13 protein-coding genes are annotated in these 15,272 nt (G+C 59.7%); 6 read left to right on the forward strand and 7 right to left on the reverse strand.

Annotated features, from left to right (window positions below):
• The first annotated feature begins 45 nt into the window (after nucleotides 1–45).
• From QMK51_RS10150 to QMK51_RS10160, 3 genes are all read left to right on the forward strand, one after another.
• On the forward strand, nucleotides 46–810 hold the full coding sequence (locus QMK51_RS10150) for an enoyl-CoA hydratase-related protein (RefSeq protein ID WP_320394498.1): 765 nt from the start codon (nucleotides 46–48) through the stop codon (nucleotides 808–810).
• Nucleotides 811–933: 123 nt separating this feature from the next.
• The gene (locus tag QMK51_RS10155) at nucleotides 934–2,025 is read left to right on the forward strand and encodes a catalase family peroxidase (protein WP_320393938.1); all 1,092 of its coding nucleotides are present in this window, start codon (nucleotides 934–936) and stop codon (nucleotides 2,023–2,025) included.
• The gene (locus tag QMK51_RS10160) at nucleotides 2,022–2,570 is read left to right on the forward strand and encodes a cytochrome b (RefSeq protein ID WP_320393939.1); all 549 of its coding nucleotides are present in this window, start codon (nucleotides 2,022–2,024) and stop codon (nucleotides 2,568–2,570) included. Before QMK51_RS10155 ends, QMK51_RS10160 begins: the two co-directional genes overlap by 4 nt.
• A gap of 23 nt (nucleotides 2,571–2,593) precedes the next feature.
• On the opposite strand, the gene QMK51_RS10165 is transcribed toward QMK51_RS10160, so the two are convergent.
• On the reverse strand, nucleotides 2,594–3,793 hold the full coding sequence (locus QMK51_RS10165) for an MFS transporter (protein WP_320393940.1): 1,200 nt from the start codon (nucleotides 3,791–3,793) through the stop codon (nucleotides 2,594–2,596).
• Between the two features lie 96 nt (nucleotides 3,794–3,889).
• On the opposite strand from QMK51_RS10165, the gene QMK51_RS10170 reads away from it, so the two are divergent.
• The gene (locus QMK51_RS10170; protein WP_258699985.1) at nucleotides 3,890–4,336 is read left to right on the forward strand and encodes a winged helix-turn-helix transcriptional regulator; all 447 of its coding nucleotides are present in this window, start codon (nucleotides 3,890–3,892) and stop codon (nucleotides 4,334–4,336) included.
• A 63-nt stretch (nucleotides 4,337–4,399) separates the two neighbouring features.
• Here the strand turns inward: QMK51_RS10170 and QMK51_RS10175 are convergent, their stop codons facing one another.
• Nucleotides 4,400–5,551, reverse strand: coding sequence for a M14-type cytosolic carboxypeptidase (locus QMK51_RS10175; RefSeq protein ID WP_320393941.1), 1,152 nt, complete (start codon nucleotides 5,549–5,551; stop codon nucleotides 4,400–4,402).
• 478 nt (nucleotides 5,552–6,029) lie between these two features.
• Nucleotides 6,030–6,371, reverse strand: a complete 342-nt coding sequence (locus QMK51_RS10180) for a DUF6124 family protein (RefSeq protein ID WP_320393942.1) — start codon at nucleotides 6,369–6,371, stop codon at nucleotides 6,030–6,032.
• A gap of 129 nt (nucleotides 6,372–6,500) precedes the next feature.
• On the opposite strand from QMK51_RS10180, the gene QMK51_RS10185 reads away from it, so the two are divergent.
• Nucleotides 6,501–7,166 carry a LexA family protein gene (locus QMK51_RS10185; protein ID WP_320393943.1) on the forward strand — a complete coding sequence of 222 codons (666 nt, stop codon included), beginning with the start codon at nucleotides 6,501–6,503 and terminating at the stop codon, nucleotides 7,164–7,166.
• A 39-nt stretch (nucleotides 7,167–7,205) separates the two neighbouring features.
• Here the strand turns inward: QMK51_RS10185 and QMK51_RS10190 are convergent, their stop codons facing one another.
• Genes QMK51_RS10190 through QMK51_RS10205 form a run of 4 tightly spaced genes read right to left on the reverse strand, consistent with a single transcriptional unit; the run spans nucleotide 7,206 to nucleotide 12,773 of the window.
• On the reverse strand, nucleotides 7,206–9,161 hold the full coding sequence (locus QMK51_RS10190; RefSeq protein ID WP_320393944.1) for an acetyl/propionyl/methylcrotonyl-CoA carboxylase subunit alpha: 1,956 nt from the start codon (nucleotides 9,159–9,161) through the stop codon (nucleotides 7,206–7,208).
• Nucleotides 9,161–9,976, reverse strand: a complete 816-nt coding sequence (locus QMK51_RS10195; RefSeq protein ID WP_258699990.1) for a gamma-carboxygeranoyl-CoA hydratase — start codon at nucleotides 9,974–9,976, stop codon at nucleotides 9,161–9,163. The genes QMK51_RS10190 and QMK51_RS10195 overlap by 1 nt, the downstream gene beginning before the upstream one ends.
• Nucleotides 9,977–9,989: 13 nt before the next feature.
• Complete coding sequence (locus QMK51_RS10200) at nucleotides 9,990–11,597, reverse strand: carboxyl transferase domain-containing protein (protein ID WP_008014290.1); 1,608 nt, start codon at nucleotides 11,595–11,597, stop codon at nucleotides 9,990–9,992.
• 12 nt (nucleotides 11,598–11,609) lie between these two features.
• Complete coding sequence (locus tag QMK51_RS10205; RefSeq protein ID WP_223489832.1) at nucleotides 11,610–12,773, reverse strand: isovaleryl-CoA dehydrogenase; 1,164 nt, start codon at nucleotides 12,771–12,773, stop codon at nucleotides 11,610–11,612.
• Between the two features lie 327 nt (nucleotides 12,774–13,100).
• On the opposite strand from QMK51_RS10205, the gene QMK51_RS10210 reads away from it, so the two are divergent.
• Nucleotides 13,101–14,798 (forward strand): AMP-binding protein, encoded by a 1,698-nt coding sequence (locus QMK51_RS10210; protein ID WP_320393945.1) that lies wholly within the window; start codon nucleotides 13,101–13,103, stop codon nucleotides 14,796–14,798.
• The last annotated feature ends 474 nt before the right edge of the window (nucleotides 14,799–15,272 follow it).

Here is a 15,272-nt window from a genome sequence, read left to right on the forward strand (position 1 = left end):
AGCATTTTTCAGTCAAACCTTTCACAGGTATTCAATGAGGTCACCATGCACACACTGATCGAACGTCATGATCGAGTTGTATTGATTCGTCTCAATCGCCCCCAAGCCAGGAATGCTTTGAGCTCGGCCCTGATGCGCGAACTGCTGGACACATTGCAACAGCTGGACCGCGACCCCGGGGTCGGCTGTTTCGTGATCACCGGGACGGCGGATTTTTTTGCGGCTGGCGCCGATATCAAGGAAATGTACGAAAAGTCTTATCTGGACATGGTCCACGAAGACTATTTTGCTGAGTGGGAGGCCTTTGCTGCGTTACGTACGCCCAAACTGGCTGCTGTTGCCGGTTATGCGTACGGTGGCGGTTGTGAGTTGGCGATGATGTGCGATCTGATCTTTGCTGCGGATACCGCCCGCTTTGGCCAACCGGAGATCAGGTTGGGGGTGATGCCTGGTATGGGAGGGACCCAGCGTCTGACACGGCTGATAGGCAAGTCGAAGGCCATGGATATGATTCTGACCGGACGCTCGATGTCGGCTGAGGAGGCTGAGCGAGCAGGGTTGGTATCGCGTGTGATTTCTGCCAGCGATCTGCTGGAACAATCCTTGGCCGCGGCGCAGATAATTGCCGGTTTCGCCAAGACAGCCACACTGGCTGCGCGAGAAGCAGTGGACCGTGCACTGGAGTCAGGATTGCGCGATGGCCTTCTTTTCGAGCGAAGAGTGTTTCATGGTTTGTTTGCCACGGGGGGGCAAAAGGAAGGTATGCAGGCTTTTTTGGAGAAGCGTGAGCCGTGTTTCAACCCGGTTTGACCCAACCTTGAGGATTCGTCGCTAGCGGTGCTTTGAAAGAAACTACAGTTCAGGGGGAATAATCCTACGTGACGTTCGTCTCATAGCTCTTTTCCCCTGTGGCCCACGGCCCTGGAGACTTTCATGGTTGATCGCTCATCTACAACAGGGCCGTCTCGGCCGCCCCTGAGCACCGCGAGCCTGACGTTGCGCCTGACCGGTATTGCCGTGGTGGTCGCTGCGCTGGTCGGGGCTTTTGCCTACGTCAACGGCACACTCGACCCACAGCGTCTGACGCCGAAAGCGTTGATCAATGTGTTGGAGAAAAACAACGGTGTGCACCCGGGGTTCCGTCGTAACCACGCCAAAGGGGTGTGCGTGATCGGGCATTTCGAGAGCAGCGGCCAGGCGCGCGAGTACTCCAGCGCCCAAGTGTTCAGTGACGCGCGGACCCCGGTGGTCGGGCGTTTCGCACTGCCTGCCGGCAACCCTTACGCACCAGACAACAGTGTGCCGATCCGCAGCCTGGCGTTGCGTTTCACCCAGGCCAACGGTCAGCAGTGGCGCACCGGGATGAACAGCATGCCGGTGTTCCCGGTGGGCACGCCCGAGGCGTTCTATCAGTTGCAACAAGCGCAGGCGCCGGACCCTGCGACCGGCAAACCGAACCCTGCGGCTGTTCCGGCGTTCTTCGGTTCTCACCCGGAAGCCGCGCCGTTCCTTGCCTGGATCAAAACCGCCAAACCTTCTGCCAGTTATGCGACGCAGACTTATAACAGCGTCAACGCGTTTTACCTGGTGAACGCAGCCGGTCATCGGCAAGCGGTGCGCTGGAGCATGACACCAGTGGCTCAGGACGCGGCGGGTGCGACGGCAGCGGAGGGCGCTGACTTCCTCGAAAAAGATTTGGTTCAGCGCTTGTCCGCCGGACCATTGCGTTGGCAGTTGAACATCACCCTGGCGAACCCCGGGGACCCGGTCAACGACGCGAGCAAGGCCTGGCCCGACGGCCGAAAAGTGCTGAGCGCCGGCACCTTGGTGCTCGAAAGCACCCAACCGCAACTCAATGGCGAGTGCCGTGACATCAACTACGACCCACTGGTATTGCCCAGCGGTATCGAAGGCTCCGACGACCCGCTGCTCGCCGCTCGTTCAGCGGGGTACGCCAGTTCCTACCTGCGCCGCACCAGCGAAGTCAGCCAGTTACCCGCCGCCAAACAGGAGTCTCGTCAATGAGCGCTCAACCGAACCATTTCGCGCCCTTGGCGCGGCTTCTGCACTGGCTGATGGCGCTGATGATCATTGCGATGCTGTTTATCGGCGCGGGCATGGTGGCCTCGGTGTCCGAGCGTCATGAATGGCTGATCCATCTGCACAAGCCTTTGGGCATTGCGATTCTGCTGTTGGTGGTCGTGCGCCTGGCCGTGCGTTTTTCGACCCGGCAACCATCGCTGCCGGTGGACTTGCCGGGTTGGCAGGTGCTGGCGGCGAAGGCCTCGCATGTTTTGCTGTACGCCTTGATGCTGATTTTGCCGCTGCTGGGCTGGGCGATGATTTCGGCGGCTGGCGATCCGGTAATGCTCAGTCGTTCGTTGCAGTTGCCGTCGATCCTGCCGGCCAATGCGCAAGTGTTTGCGTTTCTGCGCAAGGCGCATGGGTATTTGGCGTATCTGCTGTTTCTGACCGTGCTGCTGCACCTGGCGGCGGCGTTGTTTCACGGTTGGGTGCGCCGCGATGACGTGCTGGACAGCATGTTGCGAGGCAGGGAGCGCGATTTGTAGCAGCCTGCGGCAGCTGCTACAGGTCAGCGTGAAGCTGCTTCCACAGGTTGGTCCTTCGGGGCCAACGTCAACCACCAATAGATCAACGCCACGGCGTTGATACCTGCACCCAGCCAGCACACTGCGATCCAGCCGCCCAAGGCATACATCGCCGTCGAACCGATCGAGCCCAAGGCGCTGCCGATCGAATAGAACAGCATATAGCCGGCGGTGAGTCGGCTTTGCGCTTCGGGGCGCACGTTGTAGATCATGCTCTGACTGGTGACATGAACGGCTTGCAGCCCCAAGTCCAGCGTAATGACCCCCAGCAACAACGCCCACAGCGACGATTGAGTGAGGGCGATGGGCAGCCATGAGGCGAGCATCAGCAACAACGACAGTCCGCTGGTCCATTGACCCAGCCCGCGATCGGCTAAGTGCCCGGCTCGGGCGGCGGCCAGTGCGCCGGCGGCCCCGGCCAGGCCAAACAATCCGATTTCGGTGTGGGACAGTGAAAGCGGTGGGGCGCTCAGCGGTAATACCAGAGGGGTCCACAGCACCATGGCGCTGGCGAAGGTCAACAGGGCGAGCATAGCCCGTTGACGCAACACCGGTTCTTCCTTGAACAACGTGAAAACCGAGCCGATCAATGCACCGTAAGCGCTATCCTGTCGCGGATCTTCGTGCTTGGGCAGCACGCGAAACAACAGCAACGCCATCACCAGGGTTAATCCGGCGGACAACAGATAGATCGAGCGCCAACCGGCCAGATCAGCCATGCCGCCTGCCACCGTTCGTGCCAACAGAATACCGACGACGATGCCGCTGGTGATCACCCCCACCACACGTCCACGTTGCGCCGGGATGGCCAGGGTCGCGGCGTAGGCCACCAGAACTTGCGTCACCACCGCCAGCAACCCGGTCAGCGCCATGCCGAGCAGCAACCAAGCGCTGTTCGGTGCTAACGCGATCATCAACAAGGCCAGTGCCGACAGCAGGGTTTGCAGGACGATTAATCGGCGACGGTTGAGCAGATCCCCCAGAGGGACCAGCAACAACAGGCCCACGCCATAGCCGATCTGGGTGAGGGTGACGACGATGCCGATGGTTGCCGGGTCCATGGCGAAGGCCTCGGCCATGGCATCGAGCAGCGGTTGTGCGTAATACACATTGCCGACGGCTAAGCCGCAGGCCACGGCAAATAGCAGCACTACGGCGCCGCTTAACGGATGATCAGGTTTCATCACGGGTTTCCTTTTGTGGTTTCAAAATAAAACCAGTTGTACGGTAGAGAGTCTGGTTTTATATTGCAACCACATTGATTGTCGGCGGACGCGGTTATGGTTAAACGTACAAGCATGGAAGGCGCCGAGTGCCCGGTCGCCCGTTCACTGGACGCGATAGGGGATTGGTGGTCGCTATTGATCGTGCGCGATGCGTTCGATGGTCTGCGGCGATTTGGTGAGTTCCAGCGCAATCTGGGCATGGCCAAGAACATTCTCTCGGCGCGCCTGCGCACATTGGTGGCCCACGGGATTTTCGATCTGGTGCCGGCGTCGGACGGCAGTGCGTATCAGGAGTACGTGCTGACGGAGAAGGGCAAGGGTCTGTTCCCGTTGATCATCGGGTTGCGGCAGTGGGGCGAGGCGTTTTTCTATGAGGCGGGGGAGGCGCATTCGCGGGTGGTCGATCGTGAGAACGGTCGACCGGTGCGGCCGCTGGAATTGCGCGCCGAGGATGGGCGGTTGCTGGGGCCCCAGGATTGTGTGCGGATCCCGGCTGAGTAAAACATCAAAAAATCGCAGCCTTGTTGGAACTGCTGAAGGCTGCGATCTTCGATATTCAAATAATCAACGCAGAGCATCGACCATGTCGGCAATGGTCGTCAGCACATCCTTGCCCAACTGCTTCGATCGCTTACCCGACCAGCCAGTCAGCGCATTTGGCGCGTCGTTGTTATCTTTGAAGGGCATTTCCAGGGTCAACGACAGGCAGTCGAACTTCTGACCGACACTGTTACAGGCCAGAGTCATGTTGGCTTTACCGGGCTCGTCGCGGGTGTAGCCGTGTTTGGTCTGGAAGTCTTTGGTCAGGTGCTTCAGATGGCTGCGGAAGCGCTCTTCGAGTTTTTCGATCCGCGGTGTATAGCCAGGGTTGCCTTCACAGCCGGCGGTGAACACGTAGGGGATTTCTTCATCGCCATGGATGTCGAGGAACAGGTCGACGCCATACTTTTCCATCTGTTGCTGAACGAACAGCACTTCCGGGCTGATTTCCTGGCTGGCGCTCTGCCAGGCACGGTTCAGGTCCTGGCCCATGGCGTTAGTACGCAAATGACCGTGGAAGGCACCGTCCGGGTTCATGTTCGGCACCAGGTACAGGTCGGCGCTGGCCAGGAGTTTCTTCAGAACCGGGTCGTCGTGTTTTTCCAGACGCTCGATCACGCCTTCCATGAACCACTCGGCCATGTGTTCGCCGGGGTGTTGCTGGGCGATGATCCAGACCTTGCGCTGGCCTTCGGCGCCAGTGCCTTTGCGTAATAGCTGGATGTCGCGACCTTCAACGCTCTTGCCGGTGGCCAGCAGTTCGGTGCCGGCCTTGGACAGTGCCTGCTCGATCAGCCAATCGTGACGGCCACGGCTGTAGGGTTCGAAATAGGCGAACCAGGCGTGGGTGGCGGTGGCTTCCAGGCTGAAACGCAGGCAGTCGCCTTCGAAGATGGTCGGCACGCGGAACCAGTTGACGTGGTCGTAGGATGCCACCGCCTGATAGCCATCCCAAGCCTTGTTATACGAGGATTTACTGGCGTTGTTCAGACGAAACCAATGCTCCTGACCGACGTGCAGACCGCTGGCCTTGAAGTGGAACCACTGGAAATGCTGGTTGCGGGTGTCTGGCCTGATGGCCAGCAGCGCTTGCAGAGGATTGCTGATATCCAGCACTTCAATGTTGCCGCTGTCGAAGTTTGCGCTGATGTCGAAAGAAGATTTAGCCACGGCCATAGTCGGTTCCTGAATATGATTTTTATGGCTGCTACTTTACACGCAAGGGAGGGAGAAACCGGGGGAAATTGCGGGGTTGAAAGGGGGGCGTCCTCCTTGACGCCGATGCAGCTTAGAGACTGCGCGATTGATTCTCAAGTGCTATTTTCATTAGTTTGGCCCAATGCTGCCGGGCGTCTCTCGCTAGCAGATATTGTTTTGATATCATCCGCGGCAATCGAATTTGCAGCACCCACAGACTTCATTAGCCTGAAGCCAAAGCCAGACTAACTGGCAAAAAAAAACCCGGCAAAAAGCCGGGTCAAAAACCGTGATTAGCCTGATGAGGAGATAGTCCAGGAGACCGACCTAAGGTCTCTTGGCCCATCGACTGATCTCGCGATCAGTCAATGCAATAATAATCATTATCATTTGCAAGTCAAATTTTTTTCCTGCTCGATTGGAAAGTTTTTCCTGTCCCCTCCAAAGCGCTCCCGCCTCAATCGTTCCGATCGCCCTCCAGGGATCGGTCGAGCATCGCCTTGGCCATGTCGATCATATGCACCGTAGAAAACGCCAGATCCCGGCTTGCGCCCTGCAGCTGGTTGGCTGATTCATTCGCGGTGGCGGCGGCACACCGCAACAGATCCGAAGCATGGACCAGCGCCTCTTCGCAACTGATGCTACGGTTCACATCAAAGAAGCGTTCTTCGTTGGTCGCTTCTGACACAGCTGGTTTCAAGTAATAGTCCAGTGCCCGTTGCGCGGCAGCAGAGCCTTTTGGCGAGGTGAGGCTGGTGTCGATTTGCATGTCGGGCAGGGTATTGCTGGGGATGGTCATGATGATGGCAAGCTCCGTGATAGATTCAAATCCGTGAGCCCAGCTTAGTACGTACTGTATTTGTGTCTTGAATTTAAATACTACAATTTGTGTTTTGTTGGTCGGAGTACCCCCCGTATCGTGCCGCACATGGATAAATGGATTGAATTGGTCAAGGCCAAAATGAGTGAACTCAAAGTCACTCAGGAAATACTCGCCGAGCGCATAGGGATGTCCCAGGGTGGCGTCGGCCACTGGCTCAATAAACGTCGTCAGCCCGGCCTCGAGGAGATGAACCGTGTCTTGCGGGCGCTGGGCATGGACTATCTGGAAGTCGCGATGGTGATCAGGGAGCCGCAGATCTCACAGGATGAGGGGATCCCTCTGACGCAAAAGTACAACCCGTACTTTCGCTACCCGGTCAGTGACTGGCGGGAGACCGCAGAGGTGCGCGACGGAGAGCTATCGGCTTACGGCGCTTCAACGGCAGTCAGCAAGCCACGTTTCGAGCTGTCCGACTACCATGCACAGGGCGCGGCGTTCTGGCTGGTGGTGGTCGGCGATGCGATGACGGCACCCTCGGGTGCGAGCATTGCCGAGGGCATGCTGATTCTGGTCGACCCGGCTATCGTGCCGGAGCCTGGCAAACTGGTGATCGCCCAATGGCCCGGAAGCGCCGAGGCGGTCTTTCGCAAACTGATCGAAGAGGGCGGGCAGCGTTATCTGGTCCCGCTCAATCCGACGTATCCGAAAGCCCTTTACACCGAAGAGTGCCGAATCATCGGCGTGGTGGTTCAGGCGACTGCCAAATTCTAATCAGATCGGTCCTCGCAACGCGTAGGACCGATCTTCATTTCACACGTGTTCCAACGCCACCAACGCACTGCCTTCGCTGACCATTTCGCCTTCCTGGCAATACAGCGCCTTGATCACCCCGGCATGGGGCGCGCGAATGCTGTGCTCCATCTTCATCGCTTCCAGCACCACCAGTTGCGCCCCGGCTTCGACCGTTTGCCCGACCTCCACCAGCACCCGCACGATGCTGCCGTTCATCGGCGCGGTGAGCCCACCCTGATGGCTGTGGCTGGCTTCGACGGCGCCGATCGGGTCATATGACTCGATGCGACGCAGCTCACCGTCCCATTGCAGATACAGCGTATCGCCACGACGGATGGCCCGGTGCTGACGGCGCAAGCCGTTGTGTTCGGTCAGCAGGTATTCACCCTTGAGCTGTGCTGTATGAGCGTCGGCATCGCCCAGAGTCAGCGCCCGGTCTTGTTCTTCGCAACTCAAATGCAGGGTGATTTCGGTCGGAAGTCCGGCACGCAAACCGTTGTTGATGGCCCAAGGCGAGCTCGGATCATCGGTGCGCGAAACAGTCGGCTGGCTTTGCGCAAACGCCTGGGCCGCCGCTTGCCAGAACTCATCACTCAGCTGTGATGGCTCTGGCAGTAGCTGTTCCTGATAACGCGGAATGAACCCGGTATCCAGTTCGGCTGCGGCGAACGCCGGGTGGCCGATGATCCGGTGCAGGAAGTTGATGTTGGTCTTCAGCCCGCCAATGGCAAACTCATCGAGCATGCTCAACAAACGCAGCCGCGCCTGTTCACGGTCTTCGCCCCAGGCAATCAGCTTGCCGAGCATCGGGTCGTAGAACGGCGAAATTTCGTCGCCTTCTTCGACGCCACTGTCCACGCGACGCCCCGGCCCTTCGGCGGATTCGCGGTACAACGCCAGACGCCCGGTGGCCGGCAGAAAGTCGTTGCCCGGGTCTTCGGCATACAGCCGCACTTCGATCGCATGGCCGATCAGTGGCACCTGATCCTGGGTCATCGGCAGCGCTTCACCACGGGCCACGCGAATTTGCCAGGCCACCAGATCAAGGCCGGTGATGGCTTCGGTAACCGGGTGTTCAACTTGCAAACGCGTGTTCATCTCCATGAAGAAGAACTCACCGCGTGCATCCAGCAAAAACTCCACGGTGCCGGCACCGACGTAACCGATGGCCTGCGCCGAACGCACGGCGGCTTCGCCCATGGCCCGACGCAATTCCGGGCTCAGGCCTGGAGCGGGCGCTTCTTCGACGACTTTCTGATGCCGCCGCTGAATCGAGCAATCACGTTCGTTGAGGTACAAGCAATTGCCATGCTGGTCGGCGAATACCTGGATTTCCACATGGCGCGGCTTGAGCAGGTATTTCTCCACCAACATCCGCGAGTCGCCGAACGACGACTGTGCTTCACGTTGCGCCGAGGCCAGGGCTTCGGCCAATTGGCTGACATCCTCGACCACTTTCATGCCTTTGCCGCCGCCGCCCGCCGTGGCCTTGAGCAGCACCGGATAACCGATGCGTTCGCAGGCGTCGCGGAAGGTGTCCAGGTCCTGAGCCTCGCCGTGATAGCCAGGCACCAGCGGCACACCGGCCGTTTCCATCAAGGCTTTGGCCGCGGACTTGCTGCCCATGGCGTCAATGGCCGAGGCGGGCGGGCCGAGGAAGATCAGACCGGCCGCTTCGATCGCGCGGGCGAACCCGGCGTTCTCCGAGAGAAAACCATAACCGGGATGAATCGCCTGAGCGCCGCTGGCTTTCGCGGCGGCGATCAGTTTGTCGATTTGCAGGTAACTGTCGGCGGCTTTGCTGCCGCCCAGATCCACGCGGATATCCGCTTCTCGGCTGTGCCGGGCGTCACGGTCGGTGGCGCTGTGCACGGCCACGGTGGTCAGGCCCAGGGCCTTGGCGGTGCGCATCACCCGGCAAGCGATTTCGCCGCGGTTGGCCACCAGCAGGGTGGTGAGGACTGGTGCGCTCATCAACGCGGCTCCTTGAGGGTGGTTTCGGCTTGCCAGGTGGGCGAGCGTTTTTGCAGGAATGCGCGCAATCCTTCCTGACCCTCGGGGCTGACGCGGATTCGGGCGATGGCGTTCTCGGTGTAGCGCCGCAGCGCCGGGGTCAACGCGCCGCTGCCGACTTCGCGCAGCAAATCCTTGCTGGCGCGCATGGCCGCCGGACTGTTGAGCAGCAGGTTGTCGATCCACTGATCGACTTTCTGCTCCAGTTCAGCCATCGGGTAGCTCTCCGACAACAAGCCGATTTCCCGAGCCCGTTGCCCGCCGAAGCGTTCGGCGGTCAAGGCATAGCGCCGTGCCGCGCGTTCGCCGATGGCTTGCACCACGAACGGGCTGATGACCGCCGGCGCGAGGCCGATGCGCACTTCCGACAGGCAGAACTGCGCGTCGTCGGCACCGATGGCCATGTCACAGCAACTGATCAGGCCCAGCGCGCCGCCATAGGCCGCGCCTTGCACCACCGCCACGGTCGGGATTTTCAGCTTGGCGAGGTTGTACATCAACTCCGCCAGTTCCCGGGCGTCGTCGAGGTTGGTGTGGTAATCGAGTTCGGCCGATTGCTGCATCCAGGCCAGATCGGCGCCGGCGCTGAAATGTTTGCCGCGCCCGCGGATCAACAGAAAGCGCAGGCTGGCATCGCTCGACACTTTGTCTAGCGCAAGGATCAGTTCGCGGATCATTTCGGCGTTGAAGGCGTTGTTCTTTTCTTCACGGCTGAGCCACAAGGTCGCAAAACCCCTTGGATCGCTCAGCAGTTCGAGGGTGTTGAAGTCGCTCATGGTTTTCTCCAGATCACATCCGGAACACGCCGAAGCGGCTCGGTTCGATTGGCGCGTTCAGCGACGCCGACAAGGCCAGGGCCAACACGTCGCGGGTCTGCGCCGGGTCGATGACGCCGTCGTCCCATAGTCGGGCGCTGGAATAATAGGGATGTCCCTGTTCTTCGTACTGATCGAGAATCGGTTGCTTGATCTCGGCTTCCTGCTCGGCGCTGAAACCATGGCCACTGCGCTCCGCTTGCTCACGCTTGACCTGCACCAGTACCCCTGCTGCCTGTTCGGCACCCATCACGCCGATCCGCGCGTTCGGCCACATCCACAGGAAGCGTGGATCATAGGCCCGACCGCACATGCCGTAGTTACCGGCGCCGAAGCTGCCGCCGATGATCACGGTGAATTTCGGTACTTTGGCGCAGGCCACGGCGGTCACCAGTTTCGCTCCGTGCTTGGCGATGCCGCCGGCCTCGTATTTCTGGCCGACCATGAAGCCGGTGATGTTTTGCAGGAACAGCAAAGGAATGCCGCGCTGGCAGGCCAGTTCGATGAAGTGCGCGCCTTTCTGTGCGGCTTCGGCGAAGAGGATGCCGTTGTTGGCGAGGATCGCGATCGGGTAGCCGTGCAGGTGGGCAAAGCCGCACACCAGCGTAGTCCCGAAAAGTGCTTTGAATTCGTCGAACACCGAACCGTCCACCAAGCGTGCAATCACTTCGCGCACGTCGAATGGTTGCTTGGCATCCGCCGACACCACGCCATACAACTCATCGCTGCTGTACAGCGGCGCGATCGGCGTACGTTGCTGGAGTTCACCGAGCTTGCGCCAGTTGAGATTGGCAACGCTGCGTCGGGCCAATGCGAGGGCGTGTTCATCACTCTCGGCGTAGTGGTCGGCGACACCGGAAATCTTGCAGTGCACATCGGCCCCGCCGAGGTCTTCGGCGCTGACCACTTCACCGGTCGCGGCTTTCACCAGCGGTGGGCCGGCGAGGAAGATCGTTGCCTGCTGACGAACCATGATCGCTTCGTCCGCCATCGCCGGTACGTAGGCCCCGCCGGCGGTGCAGGAACCCATGACCACCGCAATTTGCGGGATGCCCATGGCGCTCATGTTGGCCTGGTTGAAGAAGATCCGCCCGAAGTGTTCGCGGTCCGGGAACACTTCATCCTGACGCGGCAGGTTGGCGCCGCCGGAGTCCACCAGATAGATGCAGGGCAGGCGATTCTGCTGGGCGATGGTTTGCGCGCGCAGGTGTTTTTTCACGGTCAGCGGGTAGTACGAGCCACCTTTCACGGTGGCATCGTTGGCGACGATCATGCATTCGACGCCTTCCACCCGGCCAATACCGGCAATCACGCCAGCGGCGGGAACGTCTTCGCCGTACACCGCGTAGGCCGCCAGTTGGCTGATCTCGAGAAACGGCGAGCCGGGATCGAGCAGACGATTGATCCGCTCCCGGGGCAACAACTTACCCCGCGAGGTGTGGCGTTCTTGAGCCTTCGGGCCACCACCTTGCTGCACTTGCGCGAGCAGGGTGTGCAGGGCGTCGACCTGTTTGAGCATCGCCGCGCTGTTGGCCGCGAACTCCGCCGAACGGGGGTTGAGCTGGGTATGCAGGATAGCCATGGACAGCTCCGTTTAGCGGGTTTCGTTGAACAGTTCGCGACCGATGAGCATGCGACGAATCTCACTGGTGCCGGCACCGATTTCATACAGCTTGGCGTCACGCAGCAGACGACCGGCCGGGAATTCGTTGATGTAGCCGTTGCCACCGAGGATCTGGATCGCGTCGAGGGCCATTCGGGTCGCGCATTCGGCGCTGTAGAGGATGACTCCGGCGGCGTCCTTGCGGGCGGTTTCGCCGCGCTCGCAGGCCTGGGCCACCGCATACAGGTAGGCGCGGCTGGCATTGAGTTGGGTGTACATGTCGGCGACTTTGCCCTGGATCAGCTGGAATTCGCCGATGCTCTGGCCGAACTGTTTGCGGTCGTGGATGTACGGAACGATCAGGTCCATGCAAGCCTGCATGATCCCTGTCGGGCCGCCAGACAGGACAACGCGTTCGTAATCGAGGCCGCTCATCAGCACTTTCACGCCGCCGTTGAGCACACCGAGAATGTTTTCTTCCGGCACTTCGACGTCATCGAAAAACAGCTCGCAGGTGTTCGAGCCACGCATGCCGAGCTTGTCGAACTTGTTGCTGCGGCTGAAGCCTTTCCAGTCGCGCTCGACGATGAAGGCGGTGATGCCGTGCGGGCCTTTTTCAAGATCGGTCTTGGCGTAGATCACGTAGGTATTGGCGTCGGGGCCGTTGGTGATCCAGGTCTTGCTGCCGTTGAGCACATAGTGGTCGCCGCGTTTGTCGGCGCGCAGCTTCATCGAAACCACGTCGGAACCGGCGTTCGGCTCGCTCATGGCCAGGGCGCCGATGTGCTCGCCGCTGATCAGTTTCGGCAGGTATTTGCTTTTCTGTTCGTGAGTGCCGTTGCGGTTGATCTGGTTGACGCAGAGGTTGGAGTGGGCGCCGTAGGACAGCGCAACCGAGGCCGAACCACGGCTGATTTCTTCCATGGCGACCACGTGCGCCAAATAACCCAGGCCTGCGCCGCCGTACTCTTCCGGCACGGTGATGCCCAGCAGGCCCATGTCGCCGAATTTACGCCACAAGTCGGCCGGGAACAGGTTGTCGATGTCGATCTGAGCGGCGCGCGGGGCGATCTCTTTGGCGACGAAGGACTGAACCTGATCGCGCAGCATGTCGATGGTTTCACCGAGGGCAAAGTTCAGGGACGGGTAGCTCATGGGACACCTTTTGGCTTTTTTGTAGGGTGGGGAGGGTAGGATTCTGCTCTCACCTTTACGTTAACGTAAGCCTGTGACGAATGGCTGTCAATCGCCCTTTACGTTAACGTCAACTTGAGCGAGAGTAGAGCCAGTTCTGAAAGACCAGCGTCGCACTCTGTGGCGAGGGAGCTTGCTCCCGTTCGAGCGCGAAGCGGTCGCAAATCGGTAAATAAGGTGCATCAGACAGCACCTGATTGGCTGATAACGACTGTTGCGCAACCGAGCGGGAGCAAGCTCCCTCGCCACACAAGCCACGCTCCTACAATAAAGACAATAGGGGTCGTCATGGATCAACCCAGTGCAAGCCCGCAGCGCAGCTATACCCGTGGTTCCCAGGACAAAGCCTTGCTGGCGATGACCATCGGTCAGGCGTTCGATAACACGGTCGCGCAATACCCGAACGGGGAGGCGCTGGTCGTGCGTCATCAACAGCTGCGTTACACTTGGCAGCAACTATCGGATGCTGTTGATCTGCACGCCAGAGCATTCCTGGCGCTGGGTTTGCAAACCGGTGACCGGCTCGGCATCTGGGCACCGAACTGTGCCCAGTGGTGCATCAGCCAGTTTGCCAGCGCGAAAATCGGCGTGATCCTGGTCAACATCAACCCGGCTTACCGCAGTTCCGAACTCGAATACGTGTTGAAGCAATCCGGTTGCCAATGGCTGGTCTGTGCCGGGGCCTTCAAGACCTCCGACTACCACGGCATGCTGCAAGGATTGGTACCGGAATTGGCGGAACAATCCATCGGTCGCTTGCAGAGCGAACGCCTGCCGGAACTGCGTGGGGTCATCAGCCTGGATGCGCAGCCGCCATCGGGTTTCCTGCCGTGGTCGCAGCTGGCCGATCTGGCGGCCAGCGTCTCGGTCGAGCAATTGCGCGAACGCCAGGGCAGCCTGCATTTCGATCAGGCGGTAAACATCCAGTACACCTCCGGCACCACCGGTTTCCCCAAGGGCGCGACCCTCAGTCACTACAACATTCTCAATAACGGTTACATGGTCGGCGAAAGCCTTGGGCTGACTGCCCGTGATCGGCTGGTGATGCCGGTGCCGCTGTATCACTGCTTCGGCATGGTCATGGGCAACCTCGGCTGCGTCACCCACGGCAGCACCATGATTTACCCCAACGATGCCTTCGATCCGCTGCTGACCCTGGCCACGGTCGCCGAAGAAAAAGCCACCGCACTCTACGGCGTACCCACCATGTTCATCGCCATGCTCGATCAGCCCAAACGCGCCGAGTTTGATTTGTCGAGCCTGCGCACCGGGATCATGGCCGGGGCAACGTGCCCGATCGAGGTAATGCGCCGGGTTATCAGCGAAATGCACATGAGTGAAGTGCAGATTGCCTACGGCATGACGGAAACCAGCCCCGTGTCGTTGCAAACCGGTCCGTCAGACGGCCTGGAGTTGCGCGTCACCACCGTCGGCCGCACCCAGCCGCAACTGGAAAGCAAGATCATCGACGAGGCGGGCAACCTGGTGCCACGCGGCACCATCGGCGAGCTGTGTACTCGGGGCTACAGCGTGATGCTCGGCTACTGGAATAACCCGCAAGGCACCGCTGAGGCTATCGATGAGGCGGGCTGGATGCACACCGGCGATTTGGCGAGCATGAACGATGGAGGTTATGTGTGCATCGCCGGACGTAACAAGGACTTGATCATCCGCGGCGGTGAGAATATTTACCCAAGGGAGCTGGAAGAGTTCTTCTTCACCCACCCGGCGGTAGCCGACGTGCAGGTGATCGGCATTCCTTGTTCCCGGTACGGCGAAGAGATCGTTGCCTGGATCAAATTCCACCCCGGCCACAGCGCTACCGAGCAGGAACTGCAAGCCTGGTGCAAAGAGCGCATTGCGCACTTCAAGACGCCGCGTTACTTCAAGTTCGTGGAGGAATTTCCGATGACCGTGACCGGCAAGATCCAGAAATTCCGGATGCGCGAGATCAGCATCGAGGAGCTGCGAGGTCATCCCGTCTGACCACAACTCCTTGTGGGAGCGAGCTTGCTCGCGATGACGGCAGCGCATCCAATATAGATGTCGACTGAACCACCGCTATCGCGAGCAGGCTCGCTCCCACAGGGGGCGCAGTGGAAATGGCAAACACGAGAAAGCACAAAGGGGAGCCGAAGCTCCCCTTTAATTTTGTCGTTACGTGCTCTTTTTTTATTATTGAGGGGCGGTCTGTTGTTGTTTTTGGCAACCGTGGCCCTTTACCGCTGTTTTTGTCGATCCCCATCCGGGATCAAGAGCAAACGTATTTTTTTGAGCGCTGATCTACTTTTTCGCCAAGCGATCCAACCAGTTCGGGAGCTACCTGACGGTAGTTTTATTGTTCTCTGCCCGGTTGCGGGTTACTCCGAAAAGCACCCTGAAAAGCACATCTTCTCCAAAAAAATCTGTTAGCTGCGTCTCTGCCGTGTTGTTCTTGTTATGTCAGAGTCGTTACGTCTT

Origin of the sequence: Pseudomonas sp. P9_31 (assembly GCF_034008235.1) — a bacterium.
Taxonomy (GTDB): Bacteria; Pseudomonadota; Gammaproteobacteria; order Pseudomonadales; family Pseudomonadaceae; genus Aquipseudomonas.